The 14,461-nt window shown below is 57.4% G+C and carries 12 protein-coding genes; 9 read left to right on the top strand and 3 right to left on the bottom strand.

Going from position 1 to position 14,461, the window contains the following annotated elements; translation table 11 throughout:
- Positions 1–14 precede the first annotated feature (14 nt).
- The 5 genes from G411_RS21030 to G411_RS0117185 all read left to right on the top strand — a co-directional run bounded on the left by G411_RS21030 (position 15) and on the right by G411_RS0117185 (position 7,568).
- On the top strand, positions 15–1,229 hold the full coding sequence (locus G411_RS21030; protein WP_022960444.1) for a DUF3047 domain-containing protein: 1,215 nt from the start codon (positions 15–17) through the stop codon (positions 1,227–1,229).
- Positions 1,230–1,566: 337 nt separating this feature from the next.
- The gene (gene prpC, locus G411_RS0117170) at positions 1,567–2,751 is read left to right on the top strand and encodes a bifunctional 2-methylcitrate synthase/citrate synthase (protein ID WP_022960445.1); all 1,185 of its coding nucleotides are present in this window, start codon (positions 1,567–1,569) and stop codon (positions 2,749–2,751) included.
- A 70-nt stretch (positions 2,752–2,821) separates the two neighbouring features.
- The gene (gene acnD, locus G411_RS0117175) at positions 2,822–5,443 is read left to right on the top strand and encodes a Fe/S-dependent 2-methylisocitrate dehydratase AcnD (protein WP_022960446.1); all 2,622 of its coding nucleotides are present in this window, start codon (positions 2,822–2,824) and stop codon (positions 5,441–5,443) included.
- Positions 5,444–5,485: 42 nt separating this feature from the next.
- On the top strand, positions 5,486–6,670 hold the full coding sequence (gene prpF, locus G411_RS0117180) for a 2-methylaconitate cis-trans isomerase PrpF (RefSeq protein ID WP_022960447.1): 1,185 nt from the start codon (positions 5,486–5,488) through the stop codon (positions 6,668–6,670).
- A gap of 34 nt (positions 6,671–6,704) precedes the next feature.
- Positions 6,705–7,568, top strand: coding sequence for an isocitrate lyase/PEP mutase family protein (locus G411_RS0117185; RefSeq protein ID WP_022960448.1), 864 nt, complete (start codon positions 6,705–6,707; stop codon positions 7,566–7,568).
- Positions 7,569–7,596: 28 nt separating this feature from the next.
- Here the strand turns inward: G411_RS0117185 and G411_RS0117190 are convergent, their stop codons facing one another.
- Positions 7,597–8,193 carry a TetR/AcrR family transcriptional regulator gene (locus G411_RS0117190; RefSeq protein WP_022960449.1) on the bottom strand — a complete coding sequence of 199 codons (597 nt, stop codon included), beginning with the start codon at positions 8,191–8,193 and terminating at the stop codon, positions 7,597–7,599.
- A 108-nt stretch (positions 8,194–8,301) separates the two neighbouring features.
- On the opposite strand from G411_RS0117190, the gene G411_RS0117195 reads away from it, so the two are divergent.
- Both G411_RS0117195 and G411_RS0117200 read left to right on the top strand, forming a co-directional pair.
- Entirely contained in the window at positions 8,302–8,808 is a 507-nt protein-coding gene (locus G411_RS0117195) for a hypothetical protein (RefSeq protein WP_022960450.1), read from the top strand.
- Positions 8,763–9,395 carry a DUF6436 domain-containing protein gene (locus G411_RS0117200; protein WP_157581395.1) on the top strand — a complete coding sequence of 211 codons (633 nt, stop codon included), beginning with the start codon at positions 8,763–8,765 and terminating at the stop codon, positions 9,393–9,395. The genes G411_RS0117195 and G411_RS0117200 overlap by 46 nt, the downstream gene beginning before the upstream one ends.
- Before the next feature lie 51 nt (positions 9,396–9,446).
- On the opposite strand, the gene G411_RS0117205 is transcribed toward G411_RS0117200, so the two are convergent.
- On the bottom strand, positions 9,447–9,953 hold the full coding sequence (locus tag G411_RS0117205; protein WP_022960452.1) for a winged helix-turn-helix transcriptional regulator: 507 nt from the start codon (positions 9,951–9,953) through the stop codon (positions 9,447–9,449).
- 96 nt (positions 9,954–10,049) lie between these two features.
- Between G411_RS0117205 and G411_RS0117210 the strand changes: the two genes are divergently transcribed.
- Complete coding sequence (locus G411_RS0117210) at positions 10,050–10,784, top strand: SDR family oxidoreductase (protein WP_022960453.1); 735 nt, start codon at positions 10,050–10,052, stop codon at positions 10,782–10,784.
- A 12-nt stretch (positions 10,785–10,796) separates the two neighbouring features.
- A complete protein-coding gene (locus G411_RS0117215; RefSeq protein WP_022960454.1) occupies positions 10,797–11,387 on the top strand; it encodes a 2-hydroxychromene-2-carboxylate isomerase in 591 nt (196 codons plus the stop codon).
- 71 nt (positions 11,388–11,458) lie between these two features.
- Here G411_RS0117215 and gcvP read toward each other — a convergent pair whose 3' ends face one another.
- Positions 11,459–14,332: an aminomethyl-transferring glycine dehydrogenase gene (gene gcvP, locus G411_RS0117220; protein WP_022960455.1), complete on the bottom strand. Its 2,874-nt coding sequence runs from the start codon at positions 14,330–14,332 to the stop codon at positions 11,459–11,461.
- Positions 14,333–14,461: the final 129 nt, after the last annotated feature.

A 14,461-nucleotide genomic window follows, 5' to 3' on the forward strand; every position in this document is an offset into this window, starting at 1 on the left:
GTAAGGAGTTTCTAATGGCGCGCTACCGGCTTCACTCACTTTATCAACGTATGGGGCTTATCGGGGCGCCAGGTGCCGTGACTGCGCAAGGCATGCCATCTCCGCTGTCAGTTCTTTTGCGTTTTGTGGCGAGTCGGTTGAGGCGCGGTAAGTCGGTAGCGTCCAATGACTTCAGTACACGAGTCATGCGCCTGGCCGCTGAATTGGAGATTGATGTCCCAGAGCCGATGACGCTTGTTGGGGGCGAGCTGCGTTGGCATTCCACCGGAGTGCAGTGTCAGGCCGGTGACCGCGTCATGCTGCTCGCCTGCGGACATCTGTATCTTTCCAGGGCGCTCGACGTAGGTCTGGGACCGAATTCCGCGCTTTGGTATCGCTTCGGTGAGGGCAAGGTGCAGAAGGCCTTGAGCGAGGCCACGATCCTTACTGCGGACTGTGATGGTGAATTACAGCTTATTGCTGTCGCTCCAGGCGATTTTGCGACGACCACTGGTGATATTGATGAAGTGGCGCAGCCACCTTTGCCGCTGACTGGAACGATGGCGGTGATTCCTGTTCCAGCGCTTGCGGATGCCGAGTTGCTGGCTAGAGCTCGGCAGTCCGCGCCCGAGCTATTTACCGATGTTGCCGAAGTGCAGCCGTTGCCCGAGGGCTGGAAGGATTTGTGGCGGATGGGCCAGGGGCGCATTTTCTCGACGAACGGCTGCGGCGAAATAAGCTGTCGTACCTGTGGCGATGTGGGGATTGTTCAATACCCGGTTGACCTTCCTCTCGACGACGCACTGACGCTGAACTGGTCATGGATGGCCGAGTCGCTGCCGTCCAATCTGCCAGAAAATATTCAGGCAACGCACGACTACCTATCTATCGCCGTCGAGTTTGATAACGGCCTGGATTTAACCTACATGTGGAGTGCCGAGCTCGCAGAGGACACGATTTTTCAGTGTCCACTTCCCTGGTGGGATCAACGTGAAACGCATTGGGTGCTGCGCAATGATCCCGAAAAATTAGGGCATTGGCTGCAGGAGCGGCGCTCCCTGCTTGCCGATTACCGGCGGGCGATTGGGGGGGAGCCGCCGGAGCGTGTTGTCGCCGTATGGCTAATCGCCAACTCTGTTTTTCAGCGCGGAGAGGGGCGCTGCCGCTATCGGGATATCGGCTTTGACAATGCTGATGGCCATCACCCCGTTTGGACGGTGGCGCAAGGCGCAGCAGAAAGTGCCAGTTGAGCGCCGTGCGGTGATCACTGCCGGCCGACATGGCGACGAGCCTGCGGCTGGCCTTCTTTTTCCTGTCTTTAAATATTTGCAAGCTTCGCAAATTCGCAAATTTTCTTCGCAATAACCCGCTTTTTTAGCCCTTGTTACACGATGTTTGCCGCGCAACTATGGCGGCCGTGCAGCGCTGTGGGCCGAGTTCCCGCTGTACGTGAACACGCAGTAATTGCCATTGCCAATGGGCCAGTAGAGATCATGGTCTGGCCGATCCGCTTTGCAAGTATTGCGAATATCTTGAAGTTACTAACTGGCTGTCCATTGCTGGGGTCAGCGGTTGCGGAGAACGATCATGAGCGAAGCCTTCATCTCAAAAGAAGCCTCAACGGGCGCGGCGCCGGTTGGCAAAAAGCCCAAGAAGTCGGTCGCCCTGTCCGGGGTCGTGGCCGGCAATACCGCGATTTGCACGGTGGGGCGCACGGGCAACGATCTGCACTATCGCGGTTACGACATTCTCGATCTGGCGCAGAACTGTGAATTCGAAGAAGTTGCCCATCTGCTGATACACGACAAGCTGCCAACCGCCGCCGAGCTCCGTGCTTACAAGACGCGCCTTAAATCGCTGCGCAGTCTACCCGCCAATGTGAAAAGCGCCTTGGAGGCCGTGCCCGCTGCGGCTCACCCGATGGATGTGATGCGCTGTGGCGTCTCGGCGTTGGGCTGCGTGTTGCCGGAAAAAGAGGATCACAATATTCCGGGCGCCCGCGATATTGCTGACCGGCTGGTGGCATCGCTGGGTTCCATGCTGCTCTACTGGTATCACTGGTCTACCTCGGGGCGCCGCATCGAGGTGGAAACCGATGATGATTCGGTTGGTGGGCACTTCCTGCACCTGCTGCATGGCGAGACTCCCAACGAGTCTTGGGTGAAGGCCATGCACGTTTCATTAATTCTGTATGCCGAGCACGAATTTAATGCCTCGACCTTTACCTCGCGGGTTATTGCGGGCACTGGCAGCGATATGTACTCGGCCATTGCCGGGGGGATCGGGGCGTTGCGGGGTCCCAAGCACGGTGGGGCCAATGAAGTCGCTTTCGAGGTGCAGAAGCGCTACGTCTCGCCGGATGAGGCCGAGGCGGATATTCGCCGTCGGGTGGAAAACAAGGAAGTGGTCATCGGTTTTGGTCATCCGGTCTATACCGTGAGCGACCCCCGCAACGAGGTAATCAAAAACATCGCCCGGCAGCTTTCAGAAGAAGCGGGCAGCATGAAGATGTTTAACATCGCCGAGCGACTGGAGTCAGTGATGTGGGAGGTCAAAAAGATGTTTCCCAACCTCGATTGGTTCAGTGCCGTCAGCTACCACATGATGGGCGTGCCCACGGCAATGTTTACGCCGCTGTTCGTAATTGCTCGCACGGCGGGCTGGTCGGCGCATGTGATCGAGCAACGTATCGACAACAAAATCATTCGACCCAGTGCCAACTATATCGGTCCCGAAGATATGGCGTTTACGCCGATGACCCAGCGCGCCTGAGGCTTTTTCCCATTTGTTGTTGCGGCAGCAACGCAAGTCTGCCGCTGTTGTGATGTTATGAGGTTCCACATTGTCATCGTTAAATACTGCCTATCGCATTGCTCTGCCGGGTACCGAACTGGATTATTACGACGCGCGCAGCGCGGTGAACGCCATCCGGCCGGGTGCCTATGAGGGCTTGCCCTACACCTCGCGGGTGCTCGCCGAACAGTTACTGCGACGCTGTGAGCCGAACGCCCTGACCGAGGCACTCACGCAGTTGGTTGAGCGACGCCGAGACAGCGATTTTCCCTGGTATCCCGCCAGAGTGGTTTGCCACGATATTCTCGGCCAGACGGCGCTGGTTGATCTTGCTGGCTTGCGCGATGCCATTGCCGAGCAGGGGGGGGATCCTGCCAAGGTGAATCCGGTGGTGCCTACGCAGTTGGTTGTCGACCACTCTCTGGCGGTGGAAGCGGCGGGTTTTGATCCCGAAGCTTTCGAGAAAAATCGCGAGATTGAAGATCGCCGCAATGAAGACCGTTTTCACTTTATTGAGTGGACCAAAACCGCTTTTGAGAATGTGGATGTGATTCCCGCAGGCAACGGCATCATGCACCAGATTAATCTGGAGAAGATGTCGCCGGTCATTCAGTCTCGCGACGGCGTCGCTTTCCCGGATACCTGCGTAGGCACCGACAGCCACACCCCGCATGTGGATGCGTTGGGCGTCATTGCTATTGGCGTAGGTGGCCTGGAAGCCGAAACGGTGATGTTGGGGCGTCCATCGATGATGCGTCTGCCGGATATTGTCGGTGTGCAACTGAGCGGCAAGCGTCAGCCCGGTATCACCGCGACCGATATTGTGCTGGCGCTGACCGAGTTCCTGCGTCAGCAAAAGGTGGTGTCGGCCTATCTGGAGTTCTTTGGCGAGGGCGCTCGCGACCTGACCATCGGCGACCGCGCGACCATTTCCAATATGACGCCGGAGTTTGGTGCTTCTGCTGGGCTGTTCTATATCGATGAGCAGACGCTGGATTACCTGACACTAACCGGGCGCGAACCGGAGCAGGTCAAGCTGGTTGAACAGTATGCTAAAACCGCCGGACTGTGGGCCGACGATCTTGAGGGTGCAGAATACGAGCGGGTGTTGGAGTTCGACCTGTCCCGCGTGGCACGCAATATGGCCGGGCCATCCAACCCTCATCGCCGCCTGCCGACCACAGCTCTTCATGAGCGGGGAATAGCGGTGGGTCTGGAAAAAGCGCGTGAAGAGGAGGCTCAGGGAAAGCTGCCCGATGGCGCGGTGATTATTGCGGCCATTACGTCCTGCACCAATACCTCGAATCCGCGCAATGTGGTCGCGGCGGGCTTGCTTGCCAAAAAGGCCAATGCGCTGGGGCTGCTGCGTAAGCCCTGGGTGAAAACCTCGTTTGCGCCGGGTTCCAAGGTGGCTCGTCTGTATTTGGAAGAAGCAGGGCTTCTGCCGGAGCTGGAAAAGCTGGGCTTTGGGATCGTCGCCTATGCCTGCACCACCTGTAACGGCATGAGCGGGGCGCTGGACCCGGCGATTCAGCAGGAAATTATCGATCGTGATCTGTATGCCACAGCGGTGCTGTCGGGCAATCGCAACTTCGATGGCCGCATTCATCCCCATGCCAAGCAGGCCTTTCTTGCGTCACCACCGCTGGTAGTGGCCTATGCCATTGCCGGTACAGTGCGCTTCGATATTGAAAAAGACGTGCTGGGCTACGATGACAAGGGCATGCCGATTACCTTGAAAACGCTGTGGCCCTCCGACGAGGAGATCGATGCCATTGTTCGTGACCATGTTCATCCGGCGCAATTCAGACAGGTGTACATCCCCATGTTTGATCTGGATCGTGGCGCCCGGGCACCGAGCCCATTGTATGACTGGCGTCCTCAGAGCACATATATTCGCCGTCCTCCGTACTGGGAGGGCGCACTGGCCGGAGATCGCAGTTTGACGGGTATGCGCCCGCTTGCGGTGCTGGGTGACAATATCACCACCGATCACCTGTCTCCCTCCAATGCGATTCTGGCCTCCAGCGCGGCGGGGGAGTACCTGGCCAAAATGGGGCTGCCTGAGGAGGACTTTAACTCTTATGCCACGCACCGGGGCGACCATCTCACCGCGCAGCGGGCAACCTTTGCCAATCCCAAGTTGTTGAACGAAATGTGCTTGGATGGCAAGACTGGCGAGCCTATCCAGGGCTCGCTGGCACGACTGGAGCCGGAGGGCGATATCGTGCGCATGTGGGAGGCCATTGAAACCTATATGGCTCGAAAGCAGCCGCTGATTATTGTCGCGGGGGCCGATTACGGACAGGGCTCCTCCCGCGACTGGGCAGCAAAAGGCGTGCGTCTGGCCGGGGTTGAGGCCATTGTGGCAGAAGGCTTCGAGCGCATTCACCGCACCAATCTGGTTGGCATGGGTGTTCTGCCGCTGGAGTTCAAGGCAGGGGAAAACCGCAATACCTTTGGGATTGATGGCTCCGAGTTGTACGACGTGGTGGGCGACATTGCGCCCCGCGCCGAGCTGACCTTGATTATTCACCGTCAGAACGGCGATAGCGTGCAGGTGCCGGTGACCTGTCGCCTGGATACAGCCGAAGAGGTTTCGGTGTATGCGGCAGGCGGGGTATTGCAGCGCTTTGCTCAGGATTTTCTGGCGGGCAATGAGGCGGCATAAATGTGTTGCCTTGCCGCCGTGTTAACGATTTAAGGACAGCGTATGTCGTGTTCACCTCAGCTTCGTATTCCCGCTACCTATATGCGTGGCGGCACCTCAAAAGGGGTGTTTTTTCGTCTGGATGATCTCCCCGTTGCTTGTCAGCAGCCGGGGGAGGCCAGAGACCGCCTGTTTATGCGGGTGATCGGCAGTCCCGATCCCTATGCCGCCCATATCGATGGCATGGGCGGCGCGACGTCCAGCACCAGCAAATGCGTGATTCTGTCGAAAAGCCAGCAGCCTGATCACGATGTGGACTACCTCTATGGCCAGGTGTCAATTGACAAGCCCTTTGTGGATTGGAGTGGCAATTGCGGCAACCTGTCTACGGCGGCGGGGGCCTTCGCCATTCACGCCGGGCTGATTGAACCGTCGCGATTGCCGGAAAGCGGCTACTGCGAGGTGCGTATCTGGCAGGCCAATATCGGCAAAACTATTATTGCCCGCGTGCCGGTCTGCGATGGTCAGGTGCAGGAAAGCGGCGATTTTGAGCTGGACGGTGTGACCTTTCCCGCCGCAGAGGTTGTGCTGGAATTTCTCGACCCGGCCGATGGCGGTGAGGATACCTCGCTGTTTCCCACCGGCAATCCTGTCGATGAGCTGGACGTGCCGGGGATCGGTACGCTGCCTGCCACGATGATGACGGCGGGGATTCCCACTGTATTCGTCAACGCCGCAGACACTGGCTACCAGGGCACTGAGCTTCGCGACGATATCAATAATGACACGGTGGCGCTGCAAAAGCTGGAAGCCATTCGCGTGGCGGGTGCGCTGCGCATGGGCTTGATCCGCGCGCCGGAAGAAGCACTGCAGCGCCAGCACACCCCCAAAATTGCTTTCGTGGCCGCGCCTGCTGACTACCGTGCAGCAAGTGGGGGCACCGTTTCTGCCGACGATATCGACCTCTTGGTGAGGGCGGTGTCGATGGGCAAGTTGCACCACGCCATGATGGGTACAGCGGCCGTTGCCATCGCCGCCGCGGCGGCAATTCCCGGCACCTTGGTCAATCTTGCGGCGGGCGGCCGTGCTCGTGAGTCCGTCTGTTTCGGACATCCCTCCGGCACGCTGCGTGTGGGTGCCGAGGTGGCAGAAGAAAACGGCGAGTGGCGTGTGAAGCGCGCCATTATGAGTCGCAGCGCCCGCATTCTGATGGACGGCTGGGTGCGCGTTCCCGCCGATACCTTTTAACGCAGTAACACTGAATTATTGACAGGAAAAACGTATGTCCACAGGAAAAACTTTGAGAGAACTTGCCAATGCCCGTCGGGGTGTACTGGTGCCTGGCGCCTTCAATGCCTTGTCTGCCAAGGTGATTGCCGATCTCGGTTTTGAAGCGATTTACGTCACCGGCGCTGGCGTTACCAATATGCAGTTGGGACTGCCGGACATGGGATTTATGGGGCTGGCGGAAATTGTCGAACAGACCTCACGTATCCGCGACGCGGTGGACCTCCCGCTGCTGGTTGATGCCGACACCGGTTTCGGCAACGCCGTTAATGTGCGCCACAGTATCCGTCAGCTCGAACGGGCTGGCGCCGACTGCGTGCAGTTGGAGGATCAGCTCAGCCCCAAACGCTGTGGCCACTTTAATGGCAAGGCGGTGATTAGCTGCGAAGAAATGGTCGGTAAAATCAAAGCCGCCGTCGATGCCCGTCAAAGCGAAGATCTGCTGATTATGGCTCGCACCGATGCTCGCGCTATCGATGGCTTCGATGCCGCCGTTGACCGCGCGGCAGCTTATGCTGAGGCCGGTGCTGACATTCTGTTTGTCGAAGCCTTGGAAACCGCAGATGAAGTGCGTCGTTTGCCGGCGTTCCTGAGCGCACCCTTGCTGATGAATATGGTGATCGGCGGTAAAACACCTATTGCGACGACCGGCGAACTGGCGGAATTCGGCTATGGCATCGTGCTTTATGCCAACGCGGCCCTGCAAGGTGCTGTAGCGGGCATGCAGCGGGCCCTGACGGTGTTGCGCGATGAACGTCACTTGAACGAAGATCCGGCGCTGGTAGCGCCCTTTGCCGAACGTCAGCGCTTGGTGGGCAAGGCGTTTATCGATGAGCTGGAGGCACAGTATTCGGTGTGAGGAACGGCTTTTGCGCTGGGTGCCGGCCTTAGTGCTGTGATGCGCCGAGTAAAAGGCCTATTTCTGTTTTAATATCGTCCAGCGGCGCGGGATCTCTGCTCGAACGGCACATCACAATGGCACCCTCCATTGCCGCGATGATCAAACGCGATCGGCGGCTTGCAGCGAGGGAATCAACGCCGCTGCTCTCCAATGCTGAGGCAATAATCGCCTGCCAGCCACTGAAAGCGTCTTCGGCAATATCAAGGAACTGACGTTGTACGCCGGTATCCGGCGCGCCATCGTCGCCGATATATTGCTCGACGCAAACGGCGAGGATAGGGCAGCCGGCTTCATAGTCATTGTCGCGAAGGATGTCCTTCCAGCTATCGATAAAAGATAGCACCCCTTCTGTTGGTCCTTTGTCTTCGATCAACGCTTTCAAAAGTTGCGTTACCAGTTCGTCGGCACTGCGCATCGCCTCCGAGATCAATTGCTGCTTTCCGTCGGGGAAATGGTGTCGCACAGAGCCTCGTGGAGTATTGCTGTGTTTCACCACCTCACGGACGCTGGTGGCATTCAGGCCGCGTCGGCGCAGCAGGTCGATGGCACCAAAGATCATTTTGTTTCGGGTTTGCCCTTTCATTTTCTGCCACCGGTATGGATACGAAGCTTGACTATGACGCACGGCATAATATAGCCTCCAGGAATATGTCGCATGGCATAATTCTATGGGATTTCGCAGGGTACTGAAATGGACACACCAACAAAAATCTATAAATGGTTCATCTGGATAACGCTTTACGGCGCGGCATTGCACTTCTTCGACAATGTTTACTTCTTTGATGAATATCCCGAGCCCGCCTGGTTGACGGCAGAGATTGTCGCCTTGCTCTTTATTCCCATTATGTTGCTCGCGCATCGCGCGGTGGACTACATCTACCGGGGTAAAGTCGACTACAGCTTTTCTCTGGTTCACGGCTTTGTATTGGCGAACTGGATTTCCTTGGGGCACTACCTCTTCGCGAGTCCGTCGGAAGTGTTGCCGCGCATTAATTTTGCCATTGCTCTGCAGGTGGGTCTCGCGACTGGATTGTTTATCTATACGCTTTGGTTTCAATATCAGCGTGCCCCTGAATCAGCGATGTGGAGTCGCCGAGCCTGGAAAAAGAATGTGGTGATGTACGCAGTGCTGATTGGCCTGCTGGAACTGGTGTGGCCGTCCAACTTCGACAGTTGGTGGATGTTTTGGCAAGTGTAACTGAACGCCGTTACGACAAGTTCCTTATCCATCTCGCGATACTGGCGCCGCTTGCTTTGGTGCTGCTGGGGAAGTGGCAGGCATCGCTCGAAAGCTGGTATGTCGACCCGGATGAAGCTCCGCTTATGGGGTTTAACGACGGCTTTTCGGGGAGGGCGCAGGCCTGGTTGCTAGACGAAGGGTATGCCGGAGATCAGTTAGTACTCATCGTAGATCGCCATTGTGTATGTACCGCGGCAACGCTGAAAAAGCTGACTGCGATCCTCGAGGAGGCTGAACGCCCCACCTCAATGCTGAAGGTGATTGATGTCGGTCTCTATCGCACTGGAAACGGGATGTTTGATGCGCCTGCCATACTCGCCGAGATTCCGTCAACGCCAACACTACTCACTATGCGGGCGTCTGTGTTGACCTATGTTGGCCCAGTAACGTCGGGAAATTTTTGTACAACTGCCGTGAATGATGTCATGGGTGTTTCTGCCTTGTCGTGGGAGTCTGAGGCGACCGTCTTTGATTGGTTGAATCGAGGTTGCTACTGCGACAATCCCATTGCTGAGCCCCATTCAACTGCGACTGGCGAGGCGTAGCCAGGCCTTTCGGTGTAACGGACGGGAGCAGAACACCGCATATCATTGTCACTATTTTTTTGCAGATGCCTTTCTGTTTGGTGGGCTCAGACGATCACCCAGCCGGGCCTCCCAGCCCGCGCCTGCTTTTACCTCAACGTCTCGCGCGCGGACTTCCTCTCCACATGCTGAGCAGTGAGTGACGGGTGTCATCGGCATTCCGCAGTGTTTGTGCACATGAATAATCGGCGGTCCTTGCTCATCGGTCATGTACTTGTTTCCCCAAAAGACGAGATTGATGATGATGGGGTAGAGGTCCATACCTTTTTCAGAAAGGCGGTACTCCTCTCGTTTCTGCCCGTCCTGATAGGGCTTTTTGTACAGTACGCCATTCTCTACGAGCTTCTTCAGGCGGCCCGCCAGCACGTGCCGGGTAATGCCCAGACGTTCCTCAAACTCTTCAAACCGGCGAATGCCGAGAAAACACTCTCGCAGGATAATCAGCGTCCATCGATCTCCGATAACCGAGAGAGTTCTCGCTAAGCTGCAGGGCTCTTTGTCCAGGTCTTCCCAGCGCATATTTCGCTCCTAACGTCAGGTTCTCGAATAGTAACTTGACAGGTTCCAAAATAGAACTAATATGAAAGTTCTAAAATAGAACTTAAAGGAGTGGGCATGACGAATACAGATCGACGGGTTGCTGTCGTGATTGGCGCGGGCGATGCCACCGGAGGCGCTATCGCGAAGCGTTTCGCTAAAGAAGGCTATACCGTTGTCGTGACGCGTCGCCAAAAAGAAGCGCTGGAGGGCTTGGCTCAGAGCATTCGGAATGATGGCGGCGACGTTCACGCGTTCGGCTGTGATGCCCGCAACGAGACAGATATGGAGTCGATGTTTAAGGATATTGAAGCAGACATCGGCAGCGTCGAGGTTGTCATTTTCAATATAGGTGCGAACGTTCGATTTTCTATTCTGGAGACAACGGAACGGGTCTATCGGAAGGTTTGGGAAATGGGCTCGCTGGCAGGTTTTCTTACGGGGCGAGCTGCCGCAAGAGTGATGCTTCCCCGGCAGCGGGGCACCATTATTTTCACTGGGGCCACGGCCTCGGTGCGCGGTGCTAGCGGTTTTTCTGCGTTTGCGGGTGCCAAGTTCGCTTTGCGAGCTCTGGCGCAAAGCATGGCCAGAGAATTGGGGCCTCAGGGAATTCATGTTGCACACGTTGTGGTAGACGGGGCGATTGATACGGACTTTATAAAAGAGCGCTTCCCTGATGTGTACGCTCGAAAAGCGCAGGGCGGGATACTCTCGCCAGAACATATCGCTGATCAATATTGGAATATCCATTCGCAGCCACGGGATTGCTGGACTCACGAGTTTGATCTTCGTCCGTGGATGGAAACCTTTTAAAAAGGAGCTGTTATGAGCCGCTGTGTTGATTTTTATTTTGATGTGGGCAGTCCGGCCAGTTATCTGGCGTGGACACAACTTCCGGATATGGCCCGTAGTTTGGATGCGCGTATTAATTGGAAACCGATACTGTTGGGTGGGCTGTTCCAGGCGACAGGAAACCAATCGCCGGCGGCCAATCCGGCCAAAGGCCAGTATTTGTTTACGGACTTGAGCAGATATGCCGCGCGCTATGGTGTGGAGTTTATACTTAACCCGTATTTTCCCATCAATACACTTCGGTTGATGCGAGGCGCGGCAGGCCTGCTGGGTAGCGCAGATTTTGAAGCCTATCTAAACGCCGTGTATCCGGCACTGTGGTCAGAGGGAAAAAACCTGGGCGACGCGGATGTTCTGAATGAGGTGTTGCGTAAGGCGGGTATCGACCCTGCTGAAAACGATGCGCTTTGCGGTTCAGAGGAGGTCAAAGAACGCTTGAAATCATTGACTGGAGAAGCCGTTTCGCGAGGTGCTTTTGGTGCACCCACGTTCTTTGTCGGCGACGAGATGTACTTTGGCCAAGACCGGCTTGAGTGGGTCGCTGCGGCCTTGGAAAAGGAATGACGGGTCGCTAAACGCGCGTTCGGGGAGGGCATTGCGCCCTCCCGTGGAGTCCAAGGCTGATAAGCCGGTGCTTAGCGATAGCTGTCAACCGGCGGGCAGGAGCAGATCAAATTGCGGTCGCCGTAGACATTGTCGATGCGGTTGACCGTTGGCCAGTACTTGGCGTCTTTCAGGTAGCTGGCTGGCCAGGCGGCTTCCTCGCGGCTATATGCGCGAGTCCAGTCGTTGCCGATGACGTCGGCCTGGGTATGCGGTGCGTTGACCAGCGGGTTGTCGTCGGCGGGTAACTGACCGGCTTCGACGCGGGCAATCTCACGGCGAATGCTGATCATGGCGTCGCAGAAACGGTCAAGCTCCGCCTTGGATTCACTTTCTGTGGGCTCAATCATCAGTGTGCCGGGCACCGGGAACGACATGGTGGGCGCGTGGAAGCCATAATCCATCAGACGTTTGGCCACGTCTTCTTCGCTGATGCCGCTGCTTTCCTTTAATGGGCGCAGGTCGATAATGCACTCGTGAGCTACGCGACCCATCTTGCCGGTGTACAGCACAGGGTAGTGTTCGCCGAGGCGTTTAGCCATGTAGTTCGCGTTGAGAATGGCAACCTCTGTGGCCCGGCGCAGGCCGCTGCCACCCATCATGCGGATGTACATCCAGGAGATCGGCAGAATGCTGGCGCTGCCGTAGGTAGCGGCTGATACCGTGTCGTTATCGGCATTCAATCCGGCGATAGGCTGGACCGGGTGATTGGGCAGGAATGGCGCCAGGTGCGCTTTCACGCCGATGGGACCCATGCCCGGGCCGCCACCGCCGTGAGGAATACAGAAGGTTTTGTGCAGGTTCAGATGCGATACGTCGGCACCGAAATGGCCGGGGGCGGCGAGGCCCACCAGGGCGTTCATATTGGCGCCATCCACGTAGACCTGTCCGCCGTGCTGGTGAACAATGTCGCAGATCTCGCGGATACCTTCTTCAAAAACACCGTGGGTGGACGGGTAGGTCACCATCAGGGCGGCGAGTTGCTCGCTGTGCTGTTCAGCTTTGCTGCGCAGGTCGTCGATGTCGACGTTACCCAGCTTGTCACAGTTGACGATAACCACGCGCATGCTTGCCATTGCTGCTGATGCCGGGTTGGTGCCGTGGGCAGAGCTGGGAATCAGGCAGATGTCACGCTGCACGTCGCCGCGACTTTCGTGGTAGCGGCGAATCGCCAGCAGCCCGGCGTACTCACCCTGTGAGCCGGCATTGGGCTGCATGGAGAATTTGTCGTAGCCGGTACATTCCACCAGTTGTTTTTCCAGCTCATCGACTAACTGCAGGTAACCCTGAATCTGCGATACCGGCGCGAAGGGGTGGATGTTTCCCAGCGTCGGCCAGGTGACCGGAATCATTTCGCTGGTGGCGTTGAGTTTCATGGTGCAGGAGCCCAGCGCAATCATCGAGTGATTCAGTGCGATGTCGCGACGTTCCAGTCGCGCCATGTAGCGCAGCATCTCGGTTTCTGAGTGATAGCTGTTGAACACCGGATGGCTGAGAATTTCGCTGTGGCGCTGCAAGTCTTCGGGGATGCCCGGCAGAGCGGCCAGTTCGGCATCCAGTGCGTCGATATCAGGCAGCGGCTGGCCGTCGGCGAACAGCGACCAGAGGGCCTGCAAGTCGTCACGAGTGGTGGTTTCGTCCAGGCTGATGCCCAGTGAGTCACCGTTGCGGCGGAGGTTGATCAGTTGCGCTTCGGCGGCATCGGCGATGGCGCCGGCTTTGCCTTGCGCATCGACACTGAGTGTGTCGAAGAACTGCTCATTGCTTGAATAGCCCAGTTGCTTGAGGCCCGCTGCCAGAATGCCGGTCATGCGGTTGGTGCGCAGGGCAATGCGGCGGAGGCCCTCGGGGCCGTGATAAATCGCGTAGAACACGGCCATGATGGCCAGCAGTGCCTGCGAGGTACAGATATTCGAGGTCGCCTTTTCACGGCGGATATGCTGCTCGCGGGTTTGCATCGCCATGCGCAGGGCGGGCTTGCTACGGCTGTCGACGGAGACACCGATAATACGGCCGGGCACCGAGCGCTTGTGCTTGTCTTTGGTGGCAAAGAACGCGGCGTGCGGGCCACCAAAACCCATCGGCACGCCAAAGCGCTGGGCGCTGCCCACGACAATGTCGGCACCCAGCTCGCCGGGAGGGGTCAGCAATACGAGGCTGAGTAGATCGGCAGCGACCACGCTCAGGCAATCCTTCTGTTGTGCGGTCTGGCAGAGTGCGCGCAGGTCGCGCAACTCGCCGCCGGTTTGAGGGTACTGCACCAGTACACCGAAACATTCGGTATTTTCCAGTTCGCTGAAGGCGTCGCCGACGTGAATGTCCAGTCCGAGGGCGTCAGCGCGGGTTTTCAGTACGGCGAGAGTCTGCGGATGGCATTGGGCATCCACAAAAAAGACGTCGCTCTTGTTTTTGCGGGCCGCGCGCTTGCACATGGCCATGGCTTCGGCAGCGGCTGTGGCCTCGTCCAGCAGCGAGGCGTTGGCCAAATCCAGTCCGGTCAGGTCAATAACCATCTGCTGGAAGTTCAGCAGGGCTTCCAGGCGCCCTTGGGCAATCTCTGGCTGATAGGGTGTGTAGGCGGTATACCAGCCCGGGTTTTCCAGCACATTGCGCAGAATGACCTTGGGGGTGTGAGTGCCGTAGTACCCCATACCGATAAACGAGCGGGCAATCTGATTTTTGCCGGCGATGGCGGCCAGCTCGCTCAGCGCATCGTGTTCACTGACACCGTCTGGCAGCGGCAGTGAATCGCGAAGAATACTGGCGGGCACGGTCTCTCTGATCAGTGCGTCCAACGATGGCGCGCCGAGCTGGTGAAGCATGGCGGAGACCTGCTCGTTGCCGGGTCCGATATGGCGCTGCGTGAATTCGCTGGCGTCGCTGAATTGAGAGAGGGTGTGTTTCATAGCTGAGCGCGGCCTGAGTAGAGTAAAAAACGGCGCTATTAAAGCACATTACAGGCCACATTTCGTCGGCATTAATGCGCCAGGAACGCATATTTTCAGGCTTTATCGGTTCATTTCGCTAACTTATCC

It is taken from the genome of Spongiibacter tropicus DSM 19543 (assembly GCF_000420325.1).
GTDB lineage: Bacteria > Pseudomonadota > Gammaproteobacteria > Pseudomonadales > Spongiibacteraceae > Spongiibacter > Spongiibacter tropicus.